General features: G+C 71.9%; 20 protein-coding genes. 8 read left to right on the forward strand and 12 right to left on the reverse strand.

Annotated features, from left to right (window positions below):
* The first annotated feature begins 36 nt into the window (after positions 1-36).
* Positions 37-1,263: a cell wall hydrolase gene (locus ACX9GQ_RS03565; RefSeq protein ID WP_459628165.1), complete on the forward strand. Its 1,227-nt coding sequence runs from the start codon at positions 37-39 to the stop codon at positions 1,261-1,263.
* Between the two features lie 13 nt (positions 1,264-1,276).
* Here the strand turns inward: ACX9GQ_RS03565 and ACX9GQ_RS03570 are convergent, their stop codons facing one another.
* Positions 1,277-1,852 carry an HdeD family acid-resistance protein gene (locus ACX9GQ_RS03570; RefSeq protein WP_459628166.1) on the reverse strand — a complete coding sequence of 192 codons (576 nt, stop codon included), beginning with the start codon at positions 1,850-1,852 and terminating at the stop codon, positions 1,277-1,279.
* A 142-nt stretch (positions 1,853-1,994) separates the two neighbouring features.
* Here ACX9GQ_RS03570 and greA point away from each other — a divergent pair, with 142 nt between their 5' ends.
* Positions 1,995-2,462, forward strand: a complete 468-nt coding sequence (gene greA, locus ACX9GQ_RS03575) for a transcription elongation factor GreA (RefSeq protein WP_459628167.1) — start codon at positions 1,995-1,997, stop codon at positions 2,460-2,462.
* Here the strand turns inward: greA and ACX9GQ_RS03580 are convergent, their stop codons facing one another.
* Complete coding sequence (locus tag ACX9GQ_RS03580) at positions 2,463-3,389, reverse strand: LysR family transcriptional regulator (protein WP_459628168.1); 927 nt, start codon at positions 3,387-3,389, stop codon at positions 2,463-2,465. It lies immediately after the preceding gene.
* A gap of 115 nt (positions 3,390-3,504) precedes the next feature.
* Between ACX9GQ_RS03580 and ACX9GQ_RS03585 the strand changes: the two genes are divergently transcribed.
* Positions 3,505-3,939: a DoxX family protein gene (locus ACX9GQ_RS03585; RefSeq protein ID WP_459628169.1), complete on the forward strand. Its 435-nt coding sequence runs from the start codon at positions 3,505-3,507 to the stop codon at positions 3,937-3,939.
* 61 nt (positions 3,940-4,000) lie between these two features.
* On the opposite strand, the gene ACX9GQ_RS03590 is transcribed toward ACX9GQ_RS03585, so the two are convergent.
* A complete protein-coding gene (locus tag ACX9GQ_RS03590; protein WP_459628170.1) occupies positions 4,001-5,002 on the reverse strand; it encodes an L-threonylcarbamoyladenylate synthase in 1,002 nt (333 codons plus the stop codon).
* Between the two features lie 97 nt (positions 5,003-5,099).
* Between ACX9GQ_RS03590 and ACX9GQ_RS03595 the strand changes: the two genes are divergently transcribed.
* The 4 genes from ACX9GQ_RS03595 to ACX9GQ_RS03610 all read left to right on the forward strand — a co-directional run bounded on the left by ACX9GQ_RS03595 (position 5,100) and on the right by ACX9GQ_RS03610 (position 9,579).
* Positions 5,100-6,896 (forward strand): acyl-CoA dehydrogenase, encoded by a 1,797-nt coding sequence (locus ACX9GQ_RS03595; RefSeq protein WP_459628171.1) that lies wholly within the window; start codon positions 5,100-5,102, stop codon positions 6,894-6,896.
* Complete coding sequence (locus ACX9GQ_RS03600) at positions 6,893-7,759, forward strand: SDR family NAD(P)-dependent oxidoreductase (RefSeq protein ID WP_459628172.1); 867 nt, start codon at positions 6,893-6,895, stop codon at positions 7,757-7,759. The genes ACX9GQ_RS03595 and ACX9GQ_RS03600 overlap by 4 nt, the downstream gene beginning before the upstream one ends.
* A gap of 88 nt (positions 7,760-7,847) precedes the next feature.
* On the forward strand, positions 7,848-8,837 hold the full coding sequence (corA, locus tag ACX9GQ_RS03605; RefSeq protein ID WP_459628173.1) for a magnesium/cobalt transporter CorA: 990 nt from the start codon (positions 7,848-7,850) through the stop codon (positions 8,835-8,837).
* A 37-nt stretch (positions 8,838-8,874) separates the two neighbouring features.
* Positions 8,875-9,579 carry an SOS response-associated peptidase gene (locus tag ACX9GQ_RS03610; RefSeq protein WP_459628174.1) on the forward strand — a complete coding sequence of 235 codons (705 nt, stop codon included), beginning with the start codon at positions 8,875-8,877 and terminating at the stop codon, positions 9,577-9,579.
* Positions 9,580-9,598: 19 nt separating this feature from the next.
* On the opposite strand, the gene ACX9GQ_RS03615 is transcribed toward ACX9GQ_RS03610, so the two are convergent.
* The 8 genes from ACX9GQ_RS03615 to ACX9GQ_RS03650 all read right to left on the reverse strand — a co-directional run bounded on the left by ACX9GQ_RS03615 (position 9,599) and on the right by ACX9GQ_RS03650 (position 18,167).
* On the reverse strand, positions 9,599-9,868 hold the full coding sequence (locus tag ACX9GQ_RS03615; protein WP_459628175.1) for an EscU/YscU/HrcU family type III secretion system export apparatus switch protein: 270 nt from the start codon (positions 9,866-9,868) through the stop codon (positions 9,599-9,601).
* Positions 9,865-11,556 carry a flagellar hook-length control protein FliK gene (gene fliK, locus ACX9GQ_RS03620; RefSeq protein ID WP_459628176.1) on the reverse strand — a complete coding sequence of 564 codons (1,692 nt, stop codon included), beginning with the start codon at positions 11,554-11,556 and terminating at the stop codon, positions 9,865-9,867. The genes ACX9GQ_RS03615 and fliK overlap by 4 nt, the downstream gene beginning before the upstream one ends.
* A 112-nt stretch (positions 11,557-11,668) precedes the next feature.
* Positions 11,669-13,099 carry an FAD-binding oxidoreductase gene (locus ACX9GQ_RS03625; protein ID WP_459628177.1) on the reverse strand — a complete coding sequence of 477 codons (1,431 nt, stop codon included), beginning with the start codon at positions 13,097-13,099 and terminating at the stop codon, positions 11,669-11,671.
* 15 nt (positions 13,100-13,114) lie between these two features.
* On the reverse strand, positions 13,115-14,389 hold the full coding sequence (locus tag ACX9GQ_RS03630; RefSeq protein WP_459628178.1) for a class I SAM-dependent RNA methyltransferase: 1,275 nt from the start codon (positions 14,387-14,389) through the stop codon (positions 13,115-13,117).
* Positions 14,386-15,141, reverse strand: a complete 756-nt coding sequence (locus ACX9GQ_RS03635) for a TlyA family RNA methyltransferase (protein ID WP_459628179.1) — start codon at positions 15,139-15,141, stop codon at positions 14,386-14,388. Before ACX9GQ_RS03635 ends, ACX9GQ_RS03630 begins: the two co-directional genes overlap by 4 nt.
* A gap of 106 nt (positions 15,142-15,247) precedes the next feature.
* On the reverse strand, positions 15,248-17,173 hold the full coding sequence (dxs, locus tag ACX9GQ_RS03640; RefSeq protein WP_459628180.1) for a 1-deoxy-D-xylulose-5-phosphate synthase: 1,926 nt from the start codon (positions 17,171-17,173) through the stop codon (positions 15,248-15,250).
* A 160-nt stretch (positions 17,174-17,333) separates the two neighbouring features.
* Positions 17,334-17,606 carry an exodeoxyribonuclease VII small subunit gene (locus tag ACX9GQ_RS03645; protein ID WP_459628181.1) on the reverse strand — a complete coding sequence of 91 codons (273 nt, stop codon included), beginning with the start codon at positions 17,604-17,606 and terminating at the stop codon, positions 17,334-17,336.
* A 93-nt stretch (positions 17,607-17,699) separates the two neighbouring features.
* Positions 17,700-18,167, reverse strand: a complete 468-nt coding sequence (locus tag ACX9GQ_RS03650) for an Lrp/AsnC family transcriptional regulator (protein WP_459628182.1) — start codon at positions 18,165-18,167, stop codon at positions 17,700-17,702.
* A 143-nt stretch (positions 18,168-18,310) separates the two neighbouring features.
* On the opposite strand from ACX9GQ_RS03650, the gene ald reads away from it, so the two are divergent.
* Positions 18,311-19,429, forward strand: coding sequence for an alanine dehydrogenase (ald, locus tag ACX9GQ_RS03655; protein WP_459628183.1), 1,119 nt, complete (start codon positions 18,311-18,313; stop codon positions 19,427-19,429).
* 20 nt (positions 19,430-19,449) lie between these two features.
* Here ald and ACX9GQ_RS03660 read toward each other — a convergent pair whose 3' ends face one another.
* The gene (locus ACX9GQ_RS03660; protein WP_459628184.1) at positions 19,450-22,389 is read right to left on the reverse strand and encodes a DUF2339 domain-containing protein; all 2,940 of its coding nucleotides are present in this window, start codon (positions 22,387-22,389) and stop codon (positions 19,450-19,452) included.
* Between the last annotated feature and the right edge of the window lie 39 nt (positions 22,390-22,428).

Genomic DNA, 22,428 nt, shown 5'->3' on the forward strand with positions numbered 1-22,428 from the left:
GTCGGGTGGGGTTGCGTCGGAATGGGTCGGTCCGGAGTGCGTTGGGCCTGTGCGACCGTCGCGCCGTGGGCGCTGGGGGCGTGCGTCCTGGTCTCGATCAGTGCCGACGCGGGGGTGGACGCCTCCGGCGGCTACCAGGTCGCCCCGATGCAGGCCGACGCCGTGGCGGAGGGGCTCATTCCCCGGCTGTCGGAGGTCCGCCTCGCCGTGGCGCCGCCGGCTGGCATCGCCGGAGCGGGCCTGATCCACACGGTTCGCCTGCCGACCTCGGAGCCGGACGTTCGCAGCATGGTGCCCGAGGTGAGGCCGCGCGCCGACCTCAAGGCCTCCGTCAACGGTTTCCCATCGGTCGACCGGACGCGGAAGGGCGATCCGGTGCTCGGCCTGCGCCCAACCCTGACGCGGGCCGTCCCCGAGACCGAGGGCGGGCGCCCGAGCCCCATCATCGCCCTCGATCCGTCCGTTCTGCCGGCGATGCCGCTGATGCCGATGGGCCCGGATACGCCAGGCCTCGAATCCGTCGAGCGGTTCGAGCCCGGCCCGGTCACCGATGCCACCACGCCGACCGCGCTGGCCAGCCAGAACTCGCCTGCGGCCGGAGCCTCCCAGCTCACCGCCGCCGCCCGCGCCAGCGGCACCTCGACTTCGGGCGTGGGATCCACGCCGACCGTCCCGCGCGCCGTGGCGCTGTCGTCCACGACGCCCGCGCCCATCGACGCCATCCCCGTCGAGATCGCGGCGGCGCCGGTCTCCGCCTCGGGCCTTGCGGCCCTGAAGGCCCGAGGCCCCATGAGCGTCGTGCCCAAGACCGACGAGGAGCGGCCGAGCTACGCGAGCCTCCTCGCGCCGGAGAGCCTCGAGAAGGAGCAGCGCTGCCTCGCCGAGGCGATCTACTTCGAGGCGCGCAGCGAGCCGGAGGAAGGGCAGGCGGCGGTCGCTCAGGTGGTGCTGAACCGGGTGAAGAGCGGGCTCTACCCCACCTCGGTCTGCGGCGTGGTCTACCAGAATCGCCACCGCCACCTCGCCTGCCAGTTCACCTTCGCCTGCGAGGGCAAGGCGCTGCGCGTGACGGAGCCGGAGGCGTGGCGCACGGCGGTCCGGATCGCGCACGAGGTGACGTACGGAAAGACGTATCTCTCCGACGTCGGGAACGCGACGCACTATCACGCCAACTACGTGCGGCCCTACTGGGCGAAGCGCCTGAAGAAGATGGACGTCATCGGCCGCCACATCTTCTACAAGCTCAAGCCCGGCCAGACCTGACCGGTCCCGGACCTCAGGTCCTGTTGCGCAGCGCGAGACCGAAACCGATCCAGCCGGCGCCGGCAAAGACGAGGTCGACGCCGAAGAACAGGCCGATCACGAACAGGCCTGAATAGGGCCACTGGGCCAGCACCATCACGCCGAGCAGCGTCGTCACGACGCCGGAGATCGCGACCCAGATCCAGGGTGTGCCCGTCTGCATCTGGAAGGCCAGGATGATCCGCATGATGCCGGAAGCGGCGAGCGCAGCGCCGATGACGAGCGTCATGACCACGGCGGCGGCCGGAGTCGCCGTGACGGTGAAGATGCCGGCCACGATGTAGAGCAGGCCGATCAGCACCTCGAGGATGAACTTGCCCCACGACTTGATCTGGAAGCCGTGGATGACCTCGATGATCCCCGACACGATCATCATCACCCCGGCGAAGATCACGACCGTGAAAGTCGCGAGCATCATGTTGCCGAGTGCGGCAAGCCCGCACAGCGTCAGCAGGACGCCGATGGCGACGATCCAGCCCCACTTGTCCCTCAGGACGGTGACGGCTTCGGTGACGTTCTCAGGGCGCAGTCCGCCCACCATGTTGGACATGGTTCTCTCCCCCATTGCGTCCCCGCGGGACGGTCCCCGGACCGGAGTGTGATCCCGCCGCCGGCCCGACGCAACCGATGCGGCTTATGGCATGTTGTCCTCGCGGCGCCGGTCCGGCGCCCACCCTCAGCAGGATAATCCCATGAGCCGCGCCTTCGTCCGGGAACAGGATGGCCCCGACCTCACCGAGGACCTGCCTGACCGCCCGGTGAGCCCGCACCCCAATCTCGTGACCGAGGCGGGTCTCGCCGCCATCGTTTCGGAGGCGGAGAAGGCCCGGGATGCCCTCGGCGAGGCGCGAGCCGCCGAGGACCGCGAGGCGGTGGCCCGCGCCCTGCGCGACCTGCGCTACTGGCAGCACCGCCAGTCCTCGGCCGAGGTCATGCCGCCGCCGCCGGACCGGTCCAGCGTTCACTTCGGCTCCACCGTGACGATCCTGCGCGAGGACGGGACGCGCCTGCGCTACCGGATCGTTGGCGAGGACGAAGCCGACCCGCCGCAGGGCACCCTTTCCTACGTCTCGCCGCTGGCGAGGGCCCTTCTGGGCCGCGTCGTCGGGGACGTCGTCGAGGCCGGCCGGCACGAGGCCGAGATCATCGAGATCGCCTGATCAGGCCGTGACGGCGGCGGCACGGTCGCCCTCGATCAGCGGGCGGGCCTTCACGAGCTCGGCGGCGGCGCAGTCGAGGAAGGCGCGGATTCGCGGGGAGGCGCGCAGGTCCGGGTGCGTCAGCAGCCAGAGCCCGGCCGAGAATTCCGGGTTCATGGGCGTCAGGCGCACGAGCGCCGGGCGCCGGTCCGCGATGAAGCAGGGCAGGGGACCGATGCCGATCCCCTCCTCGACCGCCTCGGCGAGGCCGAGCACGGTGTTGATCTTGATCGCCACCTTCTCCGGCGCCACGTGCTCGCGCACGTAGCGCGCGGCCTTCAGGTGTCCGAACTGGTCGCCGAGCGAGACCCAGCAGCGGCTGGCAAGCTCCGTCACGTCCTCGGATCCTCCCGCCGCCGCGGTCGGGAAGTCGCTCCGCCGGCCGTAGATGGCCCATGCGAGGGAGGCGACCCGTCGGCCGACGAGCGTCTCCGGCGGGTTGTCCGTGGCGCGGACGGCGATGTCGGCATCCCGCTTGGAGAGGTTCAGCGCCTGGTTGGAGAGCACCATGTCGACGCGGATGTCGGGGTACTGCGCGCGGAAGGCCGCCAGCACCGGCATTAGCAGATGCACGAGCAGCGTGTCGTTGGTCGTCACCCGAACCTCGCCGGAGGGCGTGAGCGCCTTCCCCGCGAGTTTCCGCGTGAAGGCGGTGACGTCGCGCTCCATCCGCTCCGCCAGCGCGACCATCTCCTCGCCCGCCGGGGTGAGGCCGTAGCCGGTCCGATGGCGCTCGAAGACGGGGGCGCCCAGGCGCTTCTCGATCTCGCCCAGCCGGCGGAAGACGGTGGAGTGGTTGACGCCCAGGGTCTCCGCCGCGCCGGTCAGGGAGCGGCTGTCGGCCACCGCCTTGACCAGCCGGAAGTCGTCCCACGCCATCCTGTCCATTGCACCCTCGCAAAAAATTCTCTGCATAGAGATAGCTGGAATTGCGCCAAAGAAAAGATCAGCTTCCGATCATCGCCAACGCGGTCCCACCGGACCTTGAACCCGGAGCCGAACCATGATCGACACCCGCACCGCCCCCTACGGCCTTTTCCTCCTGCGCGTCGCGCTCGGCGTGATGTTCATCGCCCATGCCCTGCTGAAGTACGTCGTCTTCACGATGCCGGGCTTCGCCGGCTTCCTCGGCCAGATCGGCTATCCGGCCGCGCTCGCCTGGCCGATCTTCCTCGCGGAACTGGTCGGCGGCATCCTGCTCGTCCTCGGCGTTTGGTCTCGCGCCGTCGCGCTGGCCCTCGCGCCGGTGCTGATCGGCGCCATGCTCGTCCACGCCGGCAATGGCTGGCTGTTCACCAACGCCAATGGCGGCTGGGAATACCCCCTGTTCCTCGTGGTCGCGGGCCTGACGATCGTGCTCGGCGGCGACGGCGCCTTCGCGCTGAAGCCCACCCCGGCGTTCGGGACGGCAGAGCGCCTTCAGCCCCGCACGGCCTGAAGTCTGTACGACGAAACAATGCCAGGGCCCCGGTTCCGCCGGGGCCTTTTTCGCGTGCCGGTCAGCGCGGCGCGGCGGCGCGCCGGAGGCGGTCGTTGATCGCCTCGCCGAGGCCGTCGACGGGCACCGGCATCACCGCGATCGTCGTGCAACCGGTTGCATCGAGCATTCTCAGCGCGCCGAAGAGGTTGGCGGCGGCCTCCACCACGTCTCCCGACGGGCTCAGGTTGACGGAGGGCTGGCCCGCAAACCCGGCGGGCGCCGTCGGCCCGAACAGCAGGACGGCCTCGTCCGCCAACACCGACGTCGCCGTGAGCCGAACCCGCGCGCGGGGCGCGTAGTGGGACTCCAGCATGCCGGGGGCGAGCGGTGCGTCCGGTGCGGAACGGGCCGGGGTGTCCAGGCTGCAACCTGCCACTTCCTCCAGCGACTCCCGGGGAATACCCCCGGGGCGCAACAGGAGTGGGCCGTCGGCAAGGCAGGAGACGATGGTCGATTCGACCCCGACCCGCGTCGCGCCCCCGTCGAGGACGGCGTCGATGCGGCCGTCGAGGTCTTCCAGCACGTGCCGCGCCGTGGTGGGGCTGACGCGGCCGGAGCGATTGGCGGACGGGGCGGCGACGGGCCGGCCCACGGCCGCGAGGAGTTGCCGGGCCACCGGGTGGTCGGGAACGCGCAGGCCGACGCTGTCCAGGCCGGCGGTGACGAGGTCGCAGACGCCACTTTCCGCCCGCCGAGGGACGACGAGCGTCAGCGGCCCGGGCCAGAAGACCCTCGCCAGTGCGGTCGCGGTCGCGTCGAAGACGCCGTGCAGAAACGCCGTCTCCAGGTCCGGGACATGGGCGATGAGCGGGTTGAAGCTTGGACGGCCCTTGGCGGCATAGAGCGCGGCGACGGCGCGGGCATTGGTCGCGTCTGCGCCGAGGCCGTAGACCGTTTCGGTGGGAAAGGCCACGAGCCCGCCCTCGCGCAGCAGCGCGGCGGCCTGCGCGATGCCGTCGGCATCGGCGGCGAGCAGCCGGGTCTGGCGCTGCGGCGCGCTGTCGCGATCCTTGTCGGGCACGGGGGCCTGTCCCTCGAAATGGGTTGGGGGGTGCCTATCACCGCGCTAGTCTGCGCGGAAGAGGCCGCCCCTGACTCGGGCGGCGCGGAGGAGACCGATGACGTACGACCCGCCCGTCGAGGACATGCTCTTCACGCTGCGCGAGGTCGCCGGCCTCGACCGCCTGATCGCCGATGGCCTCGCACCCGAGCTCGAGGACGGCATGGCCGACGCCATTCTCGGCGAGGCGGCGAAGTTCGCCGCTGACGTGCTGGCGCCGCTCAACCGCGTCGGCGACAAGGTGGGCTCCGTCTTCAGGGACGGCGCGGTGACGACCCCGCCGGGCTGGCGCGAGGCCTACACGTCATGGACCGCGGCGGGCTGGAACGGGCTCACGGCCGACCCGGCCTTCGGCGGCCAGGGCCTCCCGCATCTCGTGCAGGCGGCCTGCTCGGAGATGTGGAACGCCGCCGCCTTCGCGTTCGCGCTCGGGCCGCTGCTGACGGCGGGCGCCATCGAGGCGCTGTCGACGCACGGCTCGCCAGATCTGCAGCGTGTCTACCTGCCGAAGCTCGTCTCCGGCGAGTGGACCGGCACGATGAACCTCACGGAGCCGCAGGCGGGTTCCGACCTCAACGCGCTGCGGACACGGGCCGAACGCGCCGGCGACGGCACCTACCGCATCTTCGGCCAGAAGATCTTCATCACCTACGGCGAGCACGACCTCACGGACAACATTCTCCATCTCGTGCTGGCGCGGCTTCCCGATGCGCCGCCGGGGACGCGCGGCATCTCGCTGTTCCTCGTGCCGAAGGTGCTTGTGAACCCGGACGGGACGCTCGGGGCGCGCAACGACGTGCGCTGCCACTCGGTCGAGCACAAGATGGGCATCCACGCGTCGCCCACCTGCACGATGATCTACGGCGACGCCGGCGGCGCGGTGGGCTACCTGATCGGCGCCGAGAACCGAGGCCTCGCCTGCATGTTCACGATGATGAACGCCGCGCGCCTCGGCGTGGGGCTCGAGGGCGTCGCCATCGCGGAACGGGCCTACCAGCAGGCGCTCGCCTTCGCCTCGGAGCGGCGGCAGGGGCGCGCGCCCGGCGCGACCGGCGAGGGCATGAGCGCCATCATCGACCATCCGGACGTGCGGCGCATGCTGCTCGTGATGCGGGCGCAGACGCGGGCCGCGCGCGCCATCTGCTACATGACCGCGGAGGCGCTCGACCGGGCGCACCGCGAGACCGATCCCGACCGCCGCAAGGCCTGGGCAGACCGCGCGGCGCTGCTGACCCCGGTCGCCAAGGCCTATTCGACCGACATCGGCATCGAGGTGGCTTCGCTCGGCGTGCAGGTCCACGGCGGCATGGGCTACATCGAAGAGACGGGCGCGGCGCAGCACCTGCGCGATGCCCGGATCGCGGCGATCTACGAGGGCACCAACGGAATCCAGGCGATCGACCTCGTCACCCGGAAGCTGCCGCTCGGGGATGGCGCCGTCGTTGCCGACGCCATTGCGCGGATGCGGGAGACCGTTTCCGCCGTGGCGCAGCGCAACGCGCCGAGCTTCGGCCACACGGCGGTGCGCCTGCGGGACGCGGTCGACAGCCTCGAGCGGGCGACCCGGTGGATGCTCGAGGCGCTGGCCTCCGGCAGGGCAGCGGAGGCGCTGGCCGGGGCCACGGCCTACCTCAAGTTGTTCGGGTTGGCGCAGGGCGGCACGGCGCTGGCGCAGAAGGCGCTGGCGGCGCAGGCCTCGCTCGACGAGACGGCCGGTGACCGCGGGCACGCCGCGCGCGTGGTGACCGCGCGGTTCTTCGCCGAGCATGTCGCAAGCGAAGCACCGTCGCTCGAGCGCGCCATCGTCGAGGGAGCCGGCTCGGTCGAGGACGGGGCTGTCGTCTTCGCGGCATGAGCGACGCCATCGAGGACCAGGGCCAGGCGAAGCCCCTCGCCGGCAAGATCTGCGTCGTCGCCGGCGCGTCGCGAGGCCTCGGCCGGGGTATCGCGCTCGGGCTCGCGGAGGCGGGCGCGACGGTGGTCTGCAGCGGTCGCTCCAGCCGGTTCGGCACGAGGACCGACGGGCGCAGCGAGACCATCGAGGATACGGCCGAGGCTGTCGAGGCGCTGGGCGGCGTCGGCCACGCCTATCTCTGCGACCACACGGACACCCGCTCGCTGCACGACTTCGCGGCGTGGACGCTGCGCCGGCTGGGACCGCCGGATGTGGTCGCCTGCGCGGTCTGGGGCGGCAACGAGGGCTTCGATGGCGAGGTCTATCCTGACGGCTCCCGTTTCGGGACGCCGTTCTGGCAGCGACCGCTGACGCCCTTCGACACGGCGATCCGGACCGGCGGCTACGCCTTCCTTGCGACTGCGCGGGCCTTCGCCCCGCTGATGATCCCCTGCAAGGAGGGGTTGTTCGTCGCCGTCGGCTTCGACCCGGGCGAGACATACATCGGCGACGTCTTCTACGACCTCGGCAAGGCGACGATCCTGCGTTCCGCGCGGATCGTGGCGGAGGAACTGCGCCCGCACGGCATCGCCGCCGTGCACCTCACGCCCGGCTTCGTGCGCACCGAGCGCGTGCTCGACGCGGGCCACGGGACGCAGGCCACCCAGACGCCGCTCTACACCGGGCGGGCCGTGGCGGCGCTGGCCGCCGATCCCGCGATCCGCGACCGGACGGGAGCTTCGCTCTACGTCGCCGATCTGGCGCTGGAATACGGCTTCACCGACGAGGACGGGAGCCAGCCCGGCCGGTTCGAGTTGTCGTGAGCGGGCTGGCCTGCGGCCGCCGCAGAGAACCAAGGCTTGACGGGACGGCGCCCCCGTGGTGCACCGGTCCGGCCAACGGGACGCGTCCATGATCATCGTCTACTGCGTGCAAGCGACCGAGGACGCCGCCTGCCGTTTCGACCGGCGGGTGCTCGCCAGCGACGAGCCCATCCCTGCGGACGCCGTGTGGATCGACCTCGTCGATCCCACGAAGGAGGACGACCAGCGGGTCGAGCGGCATCTGGGAATCTCCATCCCGACGCGCGAGGACATGGCCGACATCGAGCCGTCCGAGCTGCTCTACCAGGAGAACGGCGCGCGCTACCTCACCGCCCGCGTGGTCCACCAGATCGACGTGGACCCCACCATCACCGGCATCTCGTTCATCCTGAAGGACCGGACGATGGTGACGGTGCGCTACGCCGACCCGAAGGCGTTCCAGATGTTCCAGACCCGCATCGCCCGCCCCGGCGGCTGCGAGGCGACGGCAGAGGCGATCCTGGCGGGCCTCTTCGAGACCATCATCGACCGGGCGGCGGACGTGCTGCAGGCCACGGCGGCGCGGCTCGACAGGCTTTCGGACCGGGTCTTCGAGGCCAAGACGGACCCTGGCACCCGCAACGCGGAGTTCCAGGACACCCTGCGCGAGCTCGGCCGGCACGGGGACGTGGTGTCGAAGATCCGCGAGAGCCTCGTGTCCATCGAGCGCGTGCTGCTGTTCGTGTCGGTCAGCTACCGCTCGGCCCGCGTGCCCATCGAGCTGCGCGAGCAGGTCCGCACGACGCTGCGCGACCTCCAGTCGATGGAGGAGCACGCGACCTTCCAGTCGCAGAAGATCCAGTTCCTGCTCGACGCCACGCTCGGCCTCGTCAACCTCGAGCAGAACAACATCATCAAGCTGTTCTCGGTCATGGCGGTGATCTTCATGCCGCCGACGCTGGTGGCGTCGATCTACGGCATGAACTTCAAGTTCATGCCGGAGCTCGACTGGCACTACGGCTACCCCATGGCCGTGGGCATCATGGTGATGGCGGGCCTGCTGCCCTACCTCTTCTTCCGCTGGAAGAAGTGGCTGTAGCCCGCTCGTCCGCCCGCCGATCCCGCCGGAGGACGCCATGTGCGGCCGCTTCGCCCTCACTGCCACGCCGCAGGACGTCAAGGCGCTGTTCGGCTACGTCGAGAGACCGAACTTCCCGCCGCGCGAGGCGATCGCGCCGACCGAGCCGATCGGCGTGGTGCTGGAGCAGGGCGGCGTGCGTCGCTTCGCGCTGATGCGCTGGGGATTCCTGCCCGGGTGGGTGAAGGATCCCGGCGACTTCCCGCTGCTCTTCAATGCGCGGGCCGAAACCCTTGCGGAGAAGGCCGCTTTCCGCGCCGCCGCGCGCCGCCGGCGCTGTCTCGTCCCGGCCAGCGGCTTCTTCGAGTGGCGCCGCAGCGGCGAGGGGCGGGCGATGACGCGCGAGCCCTTCTTCGTCTCCCGGTCGGACGGACGCCCGATGGCCATGGCCGGCGTCTGGGAGACGTGGGCCGGCGCGGACGGCAGCGAGATCGACACCGTCGCGGTCGTGACGACGGCGGCCAACGGCACGGTCGGCGCCATCCACGACCGCATGCCGGTGATCGTCGAACCGGCGGATTTCGGCGTCTGGCTGGACACGATGGCCGCGGACGACGGCGATGCGGCGCTCAGGCTGATGAAGCCCGCGCCCGACGACGCGGTGGTCGTCAGCGCCGTGGCGCGGCCGGGCGGCGCGCCGAGGCGCCCGGTGCCGAAGCCGCCGGCGCGCCCGAAGGACGATGCGCAGGGCTCGCTATTCTGACGACGGTCGTGTCGGTCGCTCAGCGCCCGCGGCGCTGGTTGGCCAGGATGAAGCCGATGACGGTCGCCACGGCGCGGTAGAGCTCCACCGGAATCTCGTCGTCGAGCGGCACCCGGGCGAGCGCCTCCGCGAGCAGCGGGTCCTCCTCGAGCGGGATGTCGTGCTCGCGGGCGATGTCGAGGATGCGCTCGGCGGTGGCGCCGCGGCCCTTGGCCGTGACGCGCGGGGCGCCCATGCGGTCGTACTCGAGCGCGACAGCGATCCTGCGGGGGTCGGGTGCGGCGGTCATGAGCGGGTGTCCAGCAGGTAGCCGGCCTGCCGGCCGCCGCGCGGCGGCGCGGCCGGGGCTCCGTGGAGCACTGCGACGTCCTCCACCGCGAAGGCGGCCTCGTCGAGGGTCCGCCGCAAGGCCGGCATGTCGTTGCGCAGGCGATCGGCGATCTCGGGGCGCTCGGCCCACAGTGTCACGCCGAGCCGGCCGGCGCCCAGCCGGACGCGGGCGTGGACGGGACCGGTCTCGCCGGTGTCGAGCGCGACATCGATGCTCCAGACGGGACCCTCGGCGGCCCCGGCATTGCCGCCTCCGTCCCGCGTCACGCGGAACTGGGCGAGCGAGGCCTCGCGGCCGTTGAGCAGGGGGACGTCGAGGACCCACGCCGCCGGCGGTTGCTGCGCGGGCTGCTGGGGTACGGGCGTGCTGCCCGGAGCCGTTGCCGGGGCCTCGCGCGGCAGCGAGGCGTACTGGGACAACTGGATGCGGTCGAGGGCCCCTTCCGTGGCCGACAGCAGGCGCTCCTTCATTTCGTCCGGCGGCAGGGCGGCGAAGCCGGGTGGGGACCGCTCCGGCGCGGGGGCGCGGGGCGGCATGTCGGCGCGGGGCACGGCGCCGGCCTGTCGGTCGGCGGCCGCTGCGTCGCTTGCGGTCGGACGCGCGTCGGGCGATCCGAAGGCGCGGGCGACGATCTGGCGGAGGGCGGCCGGCGGCAGGTCCAGGGCGTCCGGCGACTGCAGAGGCAGGGCGGGCTGCGGCGCTGCGGGTCGGGCCGGATCGGAGGGCGCGGCCGCGTTTGCTGCCGCTCCTGGCATGCCGGGCGCCACGCGGACCGGCTGCGTCGCCCCGTCCGCGGCCATTTCCGTGGTTCCCGCTGCTGCCGCAGGGTTGGCCGCGGCGGAGGAGGACGTGCCGGGGACGTTCGGGACCGACGCCGCGGCGGAAGACGGCGGGGCCGGTGTCCCCGGTTGGACGCTCTCGCCGCTCGCAAGCGCGGCGGCGGCCGTGCCCGGGGGTAATCCGCCCTGCAGGGATGACGGCTGCCAGCCCGACAAGGCGGCCCTGAGGGCGACCAGGGCCTGCTTGAGATCGGGAAGGACCGTTCCTGTCCGGGCCTGAGACGCCTCGCCGAAGATGCCCGAGCGCTGGATCGCTTGGCGCAGCGTCTCGGCGTCGAGAGGGGCCTCGGTCCTCAGGGCCTGGGACAGCACCTGCGTGGCGGCGTCGCGAACGGATGGCGGCAGCCCGCCGGACGCGTCGCCCAGTGCCGCCGCGAGGCGCGCCATCAGGACCGAGGCGGGCTGCTGGGTGGGGATTGCGGCCCGGGCCGCGGCCTGGGCGACGGCGAGGGCCTCGTCGGGGGCCGCTCCGGCAGAGGCGAGCCTCGCAGCGGCGGGATCGAGCCCTGCAAGAGGCTGGGACAGCGCGGCCGTCGCCGCCGCGCCCCGCGCGGTGAGGCCGAGGAAGGTGAGCGTCAGCTTGGCGCCGGTGTTCTCGATCAGGATGCGGGCCCGGTCGCCGACGGAGATCGGCTGCTCCACGGCGAGGTCGAGCGGGCCGTACGCCGTGTTGAAGCGGACGAGGCCGCCGTCGAGGATTGCTGCCGCGCGCGCCTCCACCACCTCGGCGGGGTTGCCGCTCTGGCCCGGCACGACGGCCGCCTTGGCGGCGGTGGGGGTGTTCGACCTGACGCCGTCGATGGGCATGGGACCTCCGCGGGTCCCGCCGGCGCCCGGCGCGCTGCAGTGGCCGGCGGCGGTTCCACCGTCCACGACGCCACAGAGGCGTTGACGATCGGTTAACCGATCCGACGCGGCGTCAAAGCACCTTGCCGGGATTGAGCGTGCCGCGGGGGTCAAGCACGGCCTTGATCGTGTGCATGAGCTCGAGCGCCACGGGGTCCTTCACCTGCTTCAGCAACTCCCGCTTGAGCTTGCCGATGCCGTGCTCGGCGGAGATCGAGCCGCCGGCGGCGACGGTGCGGCCGTGGACGAGGGCGTTCACCTCGTCCCAGCGGGCGAGGTAGGCCGCCTTGTCCGCCCCGACGGGCTGCGAGACGTTGTAGTGGAGGTTGCCGTCGCCCATGTGACCGAAAGGCAGGGGCCGGCAGCCGGGGACCAGTTCCAGCAGCGCCGCGTCGGTCTCGGCGATGAAGCGCGGCAGCGCGGCGATCGGGATCGAGATGTCGTGCTTGATCGACCCGCCCTCGTGACCCTGGCCTTCTGAGAGCGCCTCGCGCAGCCGCCACAGGGCGTTGCGCTGGTCGAGTGAGGACGCGACGACGGCGTCCTCGACCCAGCCCTTCTCGAAGGCGGTGCCGAGGATCGCCTCGCAGGTCGCCTCGAGGTCCTCGTCGCGCGGCGAGGACAGTTCCATCAGCACGTACCAGGCGTGGCGCTGGGCCAGCGGATCGCGGCAGCCGTGCATGTGGGTGACGACGATGTCGATGCCGAAGCGCGGCATCAACTCGAAGGTGGTGACGGAGGGGCCAGCCACCGCCTTGGCGTGCATGAGCAGCGCCAGCGCCTCCTCGGGCGACGGCAGACCAATGAGCGCGGTGACGACCGAGCGCGGCTGCGGGAAGAGCTTCAGGACGGCGGCGGTGATGACGCCGAGCGTGCCTTCGGAACCGATGAAGAGGTTCTTCAAGTCGTAGCCCGTGTTGTCCTTGCGCAGCTTGCCGAGCGTGTTCATGACCCGACCGTCGGCGAGCACGACCTCCAGTCCGAGCACGAGTTCGCGGGCGTTGCCGTAGGCGAGGACGGCGGTGCCGCCGGCATTGCTGCCGAGGTTGCCGCCGATGGTGCAGGTGCCCTCGGAAGCGAGCGACAGCGGGAACAGGCGGGCGGCGTCGCGCGCCGCCTCCTGCGCCCGCAGCAGCGTCACGCCGGCCTCGACCGTCATCGTGTCCGACGCGGGGTCGATCTCGCGGATGCGGTCCATCCGCACGAGGCTCAGGACGATCTCGCGCTCCCCGTCCTGCGGGACCTGCGCGCCCACGAGCCCCGTGTTGCCGCCCTGCGGGACGACCCGGTAGCCGCTCTCGTTGGCGAAACGGAGCACGTCGGCCACTTCCTGCACCGACCCGGGCTTCACGACCGCGAGCGCGATGCCCCGGTAGAGCCCGCGCCATTCCACGAGGAACGGCGCCTTGTCCTCGGGCGACGACAGCACGTACTTCGCGCCGACGATCGCCGCGAGGCGGTCGAGGCAGGCGGCGGGAGAAACGGAGGGGCGGCTGTCGGGCATCGGCGGTCCTGCGGGTCAGCGGAGGGTGCGGCGCACGCGTGTCTTCGGGGCCTTGCGGAAGACGCCCACGATCTCGACGTGGGCCGAGTGGAGGAACTGGTCGACCGGGGTCACCCGATAGACCTCGTAGCCGCCCGCGGCAAGGATCGCGGCGTCGCGGGCGAAGGTCCCGGCGTTGCAGGACACCGCGACGACGACGGGAACCGCGGAGGCGGCGAGCGTTCTGGCCTGCGCCTCGGCGCCGGCGCGGGGCGGGTCGAAGACCACGGCGTCGTAGGCGGCGAGTTCCGGACCGATGAGCGGCCGGCGGAAGAGGTCCCTCGTCTCGGTCGTGACCGGGCGCAAGCCTGGCGTGCCGCGTGCGGCGCGGTCGAGCGCCGCGAGGGCCGCCGCGTCGCTCTCGACGGCGTGTACGCGCGCTCCCGCCGCGAGCCGGAGCGCGAAGGGCCCGACGCCGGCGAAGAGGTCGGCGACGGCCTTCGCCTTTCCGACGCCCTCCACCACGAGGCGCCCGAGGACCTCCTCTCCGGCCGCGGTGGCCTGCAGGAAGCCACCGGGGGGCGGGACGAGGGCAGAGGGACCGACCCCCACCACCGGCGGACGTCGCTCGACGACGACATCGCCGTGGATGGAGAGGCGGGCAAGGTCGAGCCGAGCGGCGAGCGTCACCAGCGTCTCGCGCAGGCGCGGCGACGCCGGGCCATGGCCGCGGATGTCGACGTCGATGCCGCCGGAGGTGGCGGTCATCTGGATATCGAGGGGCTTGTTCGATCCCGCGAGCGCGCGGGCGAGTGCCGTGGCGGCCGACAGGGCGCCGTTGAGCGACGGGACGAGCAGCGGACAGGCCTCGACAGGCACGATGTCGTGGCTGCGCGCGGCCATGAAGCCGACGACGGCCCCGGCGCCCTCCCGGCGGGCGTGCAGCGTGACGCGCCGCCGGCCCTCGCCATGGGCCGGGATCATCGTCTCGACGGGGGCATCGACGCCGGCCTGCGCCAGCGCGGCAGAGACGAGCCCCTGCTTCCAGCCCGCGTAGAGCGGCCCGGCCATGTGCTGCGTGGCGCAACCGCCGCAGCGGCCGACGAGCGGGCAGGTCGGCTCGCGGCGCTCCGGCGAGGCGGTTTCGACCGCGACGAGGCGGCCGCGATCGCCAGAAACCTCGGCGAGAACGACCTCGCCCGGCAAGGCCCCGGCCACGAACACCGGCCCTGAGGCGGTCACGGCGATGCCGTCGCCGCGCTGGCCCAGGCGGTCGATCCGCAGGCGTTCCGCGGTCATTTCGGCGGTCATGAGGACGCTGTCCCTGGGCCAAGCGATCCCTTGTGGGCGGCGAGGAGGAACTCCTGGTTGCCGTCGCCGCCCTCGATGGGGGAGGGCATCAGCCCGTCGACCGTCCAGCCGAGCGTCTCCACGATGCGGCTCACTCCGGCGCAGGCCTCCTCGCGCACGGCGGCGTCGCGGACGATCCCCTTCTTCAGGTGCTGCCGGCCGACCTCGAACTGCGGCTTGACCAAAGCGACCATCACGGCCGCCGGTGCGGCGAGGGGGAGGACATGGGCTAGGACCGGCTGCAAGGGAATGAAGCTCACGTCGAAGGTGATGACATCGGGCGGCGTCCCCACCGTGGCGGGAGACAACGACCGCGCGTCCGTCTGCTCCATGAGACGCAGGCGGGGATGGCCGCGCAGCGAGGGGTGCATCTGGTCTCGGCCGACGTCAACGGCCGTCACGGTGCTCGCCCCGCGCGTCAGGAGCACGTGGGTGAAACCGCCGGTCGAGCCACCGACGTCGAGGCAGGCGCGACCCGCCGGATCGATTCCGAAACGGTCAAGCGCCGCCGCCAACTTGACGCCGCCACGCGACACCCAGGGGTGGGGCGGCTGCGCCACGACGGAGGCGTTGTCGGCGATGAGGGCGGAAGGCTTTGTCACGGGCCGGCCGTCGGCAAGCACGAGGCCGGCCGCGATGGCCTCCTGTGCCTTCGCCCGGCTCTCGAACAGGCCGCGCTCGACCAGCGCCACGTCGGCGCGCTTGCCGTTCATCGGAGGGTGGATCCGGGCACGAGAGCCATCATGCGCGTGGCCTAGGCCATCGCGCCGCATGCCGCAAGCGCCGGTCCAGCCGACTGCCGGGGTCGGCAGCCAGCCGTCAGGCGATGAGGCTGCGTCCGGCCTTGGCGCCGGCGGCATGACCCAGCGCACCCAGCACCTTGGAGACGATGCCCTTCGCGTCGAGGCCGGCGCGGGCATACATGCGCTCCGGCTTGTCGTGGTCGAGCCACGTGTCGGGCAGGACCATGCTGCGGACCCGCAGTCCTGCGTCGAGGGCGCCGGTCTCGGCGAGGTGCTGCATCACGAAGGAGCCGAACCCGCCGACGGAGCCTTCCTCCACCGTGACCAGCACCTCGTGCTCGCGGGCGAGGCGGTCGATCAGGTCGGTGTCGAGCGGCTTGGCGAAGCGGGCGTCCGCCACCGTCGTGGACAGGCCGCGGGCGGCCAGTTCCTCGGCGGCGAGCAGGCACTCGGCGAGCCGGGTCCCGAGCGAGAGAAGGGCGACGCGGGTGCCCTCGCGGACGATGCGGCCGCGGCCGATCTCCAGCGGCACGCCGACTGACGGCATCTCGACCCCGACGCCTTCGCCACGCGGATAGCGGAAGGCGATGGGGCCTTCTTCGTAGGCACGGGCGGTCGCGACCATGTGGACGAGCTCGGCTTCGTCGGAGGCCGCCATCACCACCATGTCCGGCAGGATGCCGAGATAGGCGACGTCGAACGAGCCCGCATGCGTCGGCCCATCGGCCCCCACGAGGCCGGCGCGGTCGATGGCGAAGCGCACCGGCAGCGACTGCAGCGCCACGTCGTGCACCACCTGGTCGTAGGCGCGCTGCAGGAAGGTCGAGTAGATCGCGCAGAACGGCTTGAAGCCTTCCGTCGCGAGTCCCGCGGCGAAGGTCACCGCGTGCTGCTCCGCGATGCCGACGTCGAACGTCCGCTTCGGGAACTCCTTGGCGAACAGATCGAGGCCGGTGCCCGACGGCATGGCCGCGGTGACGGCGACGATGCGGTCGTCGTTGCGGGCCTCGGCGATCAGCGCGTCGGCGAAGACGCGGGTATAGGCGGGGGCGTTGGCCTTGGGCTTCGCCTGCGCGCCGGTGATGACGTCGAAGGTGCTGACGCCGTGGTACTTGTCCGCCGAGGCCTCGGCCGGGGCGTAGCCCTTGCCCTTCTGCGTGACGACGTGGATCAGGATGGGACCGCTCGCCGTGTCGCGCGCGTTCTTGAGGATCGGCACAAGATGGTCGAGGTCGTGCCCGTCGATCGGGCCCACATAATAGAAGCCGAGTTCCTCGAAGAGCGTGCCGCCGGTGACGAAGCCGCGGGCGTGCTCGACGGCGCGGGTGATCGTGCGGTCGATGCGCTTGGGCAGGTAGTGGCCGGTGAACTGCTTGCCGATCTCGCGCAGCGTCATGTAGGTGCGCCCGGAGAGCAGGCGCGACAGGTAGGACGACATGGCGCCGACCGGCGGGGCGATCGACATGTCATTGTCGTTGAGGATGACGATCAGCTTGGAATCGAGCGCGCCGGCGTTGTTCATCGCCTCGTAGGCCATGCCGGCGGACATCGAACCGTCGCCGATGACGGCGATGACGTTGTTCGACTTGCCGTCGAGGTCGCGGGCGACGGCCATGCCGAGGCCCGCCGAGATCGACGTCGAGGAATGCGCGGCGCCGAAGGGGTCGTATTCGCTTTCCGCGCGCTTGGTGAAGCCGGAGAGGCCGCCGCCCTGCCGCAGGGTGCGGATGCGGTTGCGGCGCCCGGTCAGGATCTTGTGCGGATAGGCCTGGTGGCCCACGTCCCAGATCAGCCGGTCGCGGGGTGTGTCGAAGACGTGGTGGATGGCGACCGTCAGCTCGACGACGCCGAGACCGGCGCCGAGGTGGCCGCCGGTGACGGACACCGCGCTGATCGTCTCCGCCCGCAGTTCGTCGGCGAGCTGGCGCAGGGACGATTCCGGCAGAAGCCGGAGATCCTCGGGGGTTTCGACGGTGTCGAGGAGAGGGGTCGGGCTGGTCACGGCATCCGCCTGTCAACTAGAGCCGACACATGAAGTGTCAACCAAACTATACACTCGATTTCGCGCTTGGCCACCGTGGAGTTGGGCTCCCGTCCGAGCCTGCCCGAGGCGTCGAAGGACGCAAGCGCGACCTTCGGGGAAGCGTTCCGGACAGGACGGATCATGAGGCGGGACGGTCCACGTCGAGCGGTTCTGCGCCCCGGGGCTGGCCGTCCGCGCCGAGGGTGATCTTCTCGATGCGGGCCTCGGCCGAGCGAAGCAGCGTCTCGCAATGCGCCTTCAGCGCCTCGCCGCGGGCGAAGATCGTCAGCGATTCCTCGAGGGGCACGTCGCCGCGCTCGAGGCGCGTCACGATCGTCTCGAGCTCCGCCAGCGCCTTCTCGAAGGGCAGGGCGGCGATGTCGGCTGCGGCTGCGGCGTCGGTCACGGACATTCTCCTCGGTCGGCACGGTATATCGGTGCCGCCGCCGCGCGTGCAAGCGCGGCACGGTGGCATGCCTGCCCGAGCCTGACCGTGGGGCGCGGGTCAGACCGGGAGTGCGGTCGTCCGCTTCACGGTGCGCAGCGTGAGGGTCGACTGCACGCGCACCACGCCGGGAAGCGTCGTGAGCGCATTGCGGTGGATGCGCTCGAAGTCGGCGGTGTCCGCGAAGACGATGCGCAGCAGGTAGTCGGCCGTTCCGGCGAGGAGGTAGCACTCGAGGATCTCGGGGTGCCGGGCGACCGCCGCCTCGAATGCGTCCAGGCTGACACGGCCCTGCTGGTCGAGGGTCACGAACACGAACGCCGTGCCGGGCAGGCCGGCGGCCGCCTCGTCGAGCAGCATGACGGTGCCCTTCACCAACCCCGATTCCTCGAGGATCTTCACCCGCCGGAGGCAGGCCGAGGGCGACAGATGCACCCGTTCGGCGAGTTCCGCGTTGGTGATGCGGCCGTCCGTCTGCAGCAGCGTCAGGATGGCACGATCGCGCGCGTCGAGGTCGATTTTGTGCATGTCCTGCACCTTCAGCTGAACAGTACCGCAGGATATTCGAAGTTCTGCTCGGGACAAGCCCGGAATTGGCGAGAAATCCTCAGGCGAGCGGTGCAGACTGCGACGGAGGCCGGCCATGGCTTCGTTCGGACAGGGAGGTATTGATGCGCGTCGGGGTGCCGAAGGAGATCAAGAACCACGAGTACCGGGTGGGCCTCGTGCCCTCGTCCGTGGCGGAACTGGTGCACCACGGGCACGAGGTGCTGGTCGAGACCGGAGCGGGGCTCGGCTCCGGCATTGCCGACGCCGACTATGCCGCCGCGGGCGGGCGCATCGTCGCCGACGCCGATACCGTGTTCGCCGAGGCCGACCTCGTCGTGAAGGTGAAGGAGCCGCTAGCCTCAGAGCGCCGGAAGCTGCGCCGCGGACAGGTGCTGTTCACCTATCTCCACCTGGCCCCGGACGCCGAGCAGACGCAGGACCTCGTCGCGTCGGGCGCCACCTGCATCGCCTACGAGACAGTGACGTCCCCCAGCGGCGGCCTGCCCCTGCTGACCCCCATGTCGGAGGTCGCGGGCCGGCTTGCGCCTCAGGTCGGCGCGCACTGCCTCGAAAAGGCGGCCGGCGGGCGTGGCATCCTGCTCGGCGGCGTGCCGGGTGTCCCGGCGGCCGAGGTGATCGTGCTCGGCGGCGGCGTCTCGGGCACTCACGCGGCCACCATCGCGCTCGGCATGGGAGCCAATGTCACGGTCGTCGATCGCTCGGCCGACGTGCTGCGGCGCCTTGCCACCCAGTTCGGTACAGGCGTGCGGACGATCTTCTCGACCCGGGACGCGCTGCGCGAACTGGTGAAGCGCGCGGACCTCCTCATCGGCTGCGTGCTCATCCCCGGCGCGGCGGCGCCCAAGCTCGTCACCCGGGACATGCTGAAGACGATGAAGCCCGGCTCCGTGATCGTCGACGTCGCCATCGACCAGGGCGGCTGCTGCGAGACGTCGAAGGCGACGACGCACGCCGACCCGACCTACGTGGTCGACAACGTCGTGCACTACTGCGTCGCCAACATGCCGGGCGCGGTGGCGCGCACATCCACGTTCGCGCTCAACAACGTGACGCTGCCCTTCACGCTGGCGCTGGCGGACAAGGGCTGGCGCAAGGCGCTGGCGGACGACCGATACCTGCGCGACGGGCTCAACGTGCACGACGGCAAGGTCACCTGCCAGCCGGTCGCCGAGGCGCACGGCCTCGCCTTCGTCTCGCCCGAGTCGATCCTCGGCCTCTGAGGCCGGTCGAATACCGGCCGCTACGCCGCCGGACCGGGTGCCGGCGGCGGGGCGGCGGGGCGGCGGCCGAACACCAGCTTCTGGTAGACGAGGCCGATCCCGACCAGCGCGAGCCCGAGCCCGATGAAGGACAGGGCCCGCCAGACGCCGGTGAGGCCGTCCATGTCGACGAGGAACACCTTGCCGACCGTCAGCAGGACGTAGAGCCCCGAGGCGAGGCGCGCGGTCCGCGACTGCCGGACGACCCCAAAGGCCAGCAGGGCGAGGCCCATGACGAGGAAGGCGGCGGAGTAGGTGTAGAGCTCCGCGTCGCCCGTCGGCCGCCACAGCACGATCCGCTCGCCCTGGTAGAGGTGGCGGATCAGCATGACCATCCAGAGGAACTGCAGGACGAAGGCGAGCGCCATCGCCGCGAGCTGGAACCAGCGGGGCCGCCGTTCGCGCGCGACCAGCGCCAGCCCCAGCGCCGCCAGTGCCGGCATGAGGTATCCGGGCAGGAGCGAATTGAAGACCGCTCCGCCCGCCACCCGCTCCGAGCCGGAGAGCAGCGGGTTGACCGCGAGCACGAGCCCGAACACCGAGGCGCCGAGCCCGAGCCCGCCCATGACGTAGCTGCCGATGCGGATGACGGTGCTGCGCCGCGTGATCTCGAGCCACACGAGGACGCCGCCGTGGACGAGGCTGGCGAAGGCCTGGAGCCCCGTCTCGACATGGCCGGGCTCGCGGTCGTCCAGCGTGCCGGTGACCGCGTGGCGGATCTCGGTCATCAGCAGCAGGGCGGTGAAGGCGATCGACAGCGCCTCGCACAACGCGACGACCTGGTCGTCCTTCTGCCGGCGCAGCCAGACCGAGGCGAGCCCGAAGGCCAGCGCCGGGACGCCGTAACCCCAGAGCAGCCAGTTGAGCACCGGCAGGCCGCCGATCTCGCCGCCGACGATCGTGGGGTCCCAGACCAGCCGGCCGAGCACCGCGACACCCAGCACGCCCACGGCGTAGCGCAGGGTGCCGACGGGCTCGCGGGTCGTGACCCAGGCGGCGCCCGCGGCCGACAGCGCGAGGGCGACGGTAAGGCCGCCCTTGTCGAGCACCATGGTGAGGCCCGCCGCGAGCGCGGCGAGCGCCCCGGCCGCGCAGGCCTCCAGCCCGAACCGGGCCGAGCGGTGACCGACGACGGCGAAGTCCGTCTCCGACGGAGCCGGCTCGTCGACGTCTGACACTGGAGCCGCGGCGGCCTCGCCCGTTTCCGCCATGGCTCCCTCGATGGGTGGTTCGGGGCGCGGAGCAGGGGGAGAGGCAGGGGCGGCGAGGGCAATGCCGCGGAACTGGGCGGCAGCGGCGACGAAGGCCACCGCCATGAAGCCTGCCGCGAGGGCGAAGGGGATCGACTGCTCGAAGTCGCTCACCGTCCACCAGGCCGTGACGAGGATGGCGAGTGGGCCGGCGACGCCCGCCGCCGCGTAGAGCCCGGTGGCGACGGGTGCGATCACCGGCGTGCGCATCAGCCGAACGAAGGCGCCGGCCGCGAGGATCCCGCCGCTCGCCAGCGACAGGACGAGCAACTGCCAGAGCGCGTCCGGCAAGGGCGGGTTCGACGGGGCGCCCGGCAGAACCGTGACCGGTTCGCGTGCGGCCTCCGAAGCCACCGGCCACGCGAAGAGCGCGGCGACGACCACGGCTGCGCCAGCGAGCCCAGAGGCCGCGACGGCCGGCAGGCGCAGCGCGGTCCCCCACAGAAGGGCCAGCATGACGAAGGCGAAGGCGGGCCTGCCCGGGCCAAGCCCCGCGACCTGGAGCTTGTAGGCGGCCAGCAACGCGAAGGCGGCGAGGATGCAGGTGGCGGCCGGATCGAAGCTTGCACGGGCGTCGGCGTCGCGGCGATGCGCGTCCCAGCCGAGGAAGAGGGCGGCGAGCCCGGCCTGCACGACCACGTGCACCATCGCCTCGACGTGGTTGCGGAAGGCGCCCTCGATGATCAGGACGCCCCACAGCAGGCCGCCGACCGCCGTCGCGATGGCGAGCCAGAGCCAGAGACGCAGGCGCGACAGCGCGTAGGCGGCGGCGGCGACGATCGCGATGTAGATGACGACGGGCCACGGGCGCGGCTCGGCCGACGATACCAGCACGGGCGCGACGAACGCGGCGGCAAGCCCGAGCCCGGCCAGCCATGGACCGTGCAGCGCGGCGGCCGCCATGGTGCCGAGGCCGATCGCGCCGAGCAGCACGAAGGCCGTCGCGGGGCCGATCATGTCGTAGAGCGCGTGCGCAGCGTAGGCCGTGCCGAAGGCGCTGAGCGTGCCCGCGGCGGTCAGCACGGCCGGGATCGGCGCCGGTGGCAGCGCGCCAAGCGGGATGACTGCAGCGCCGGAGCCCGCGTCGCGGCGGCGCATCCATTCGCCCGCGGCCAGCAGGGCGGCGGCGAAGAGTGCGCCGGAGATGACGCGCGCCGTGGGCCCGAAGAACCCCTGGTCGATGGCATAGCGGACGAGGAAGAGACCACCGAGCGCCAGCGCCACGCCGCCGAGCCACACGGCCCAGCGCGTGCCGATCTGTTCTTCGAGGCTCGGCCGGGGAGCCTTCGCTTCCTCCGGACGCGGGAGAGGGGGCGTCGCGTTGCCGTGTTCGTCGAGGCCCTCACGTGCAGCGAGAGGAGCAGCCGGTTCTTCCCCTGCCGGCTGGGGCTGCCGGGCTCCGGCCACGAGGGACCGGTCTTCGCCCTCTTCTTCCTCGTCTGCCAGATCCGTCGGCGGGGCGGCTTCGGGGGCGGCGGCCGCGGTCGATGGCGCCTGTTCCTCCGGTCGGTCGGTCGCAGGCGGTACTGCCAGCGCGGCGCCGGCCGTGAGCGCCACCACCTTCCGCTCGAGCTCGGTGATCCTGCGGCGCGCATTCAGCGCCATGACGAAGCCGGCGACGCCCATGACCGGGATCGAAAGCCCGATCAGCAGCAGCAGGACCCACTCCATCAAGACGCCCCCGTGCCCGATGCGGCCGTGAGGCTACTC

The sequence above is a fragment of the Alsobacter sp. R-9 genome, assembly GCF_054612375.1.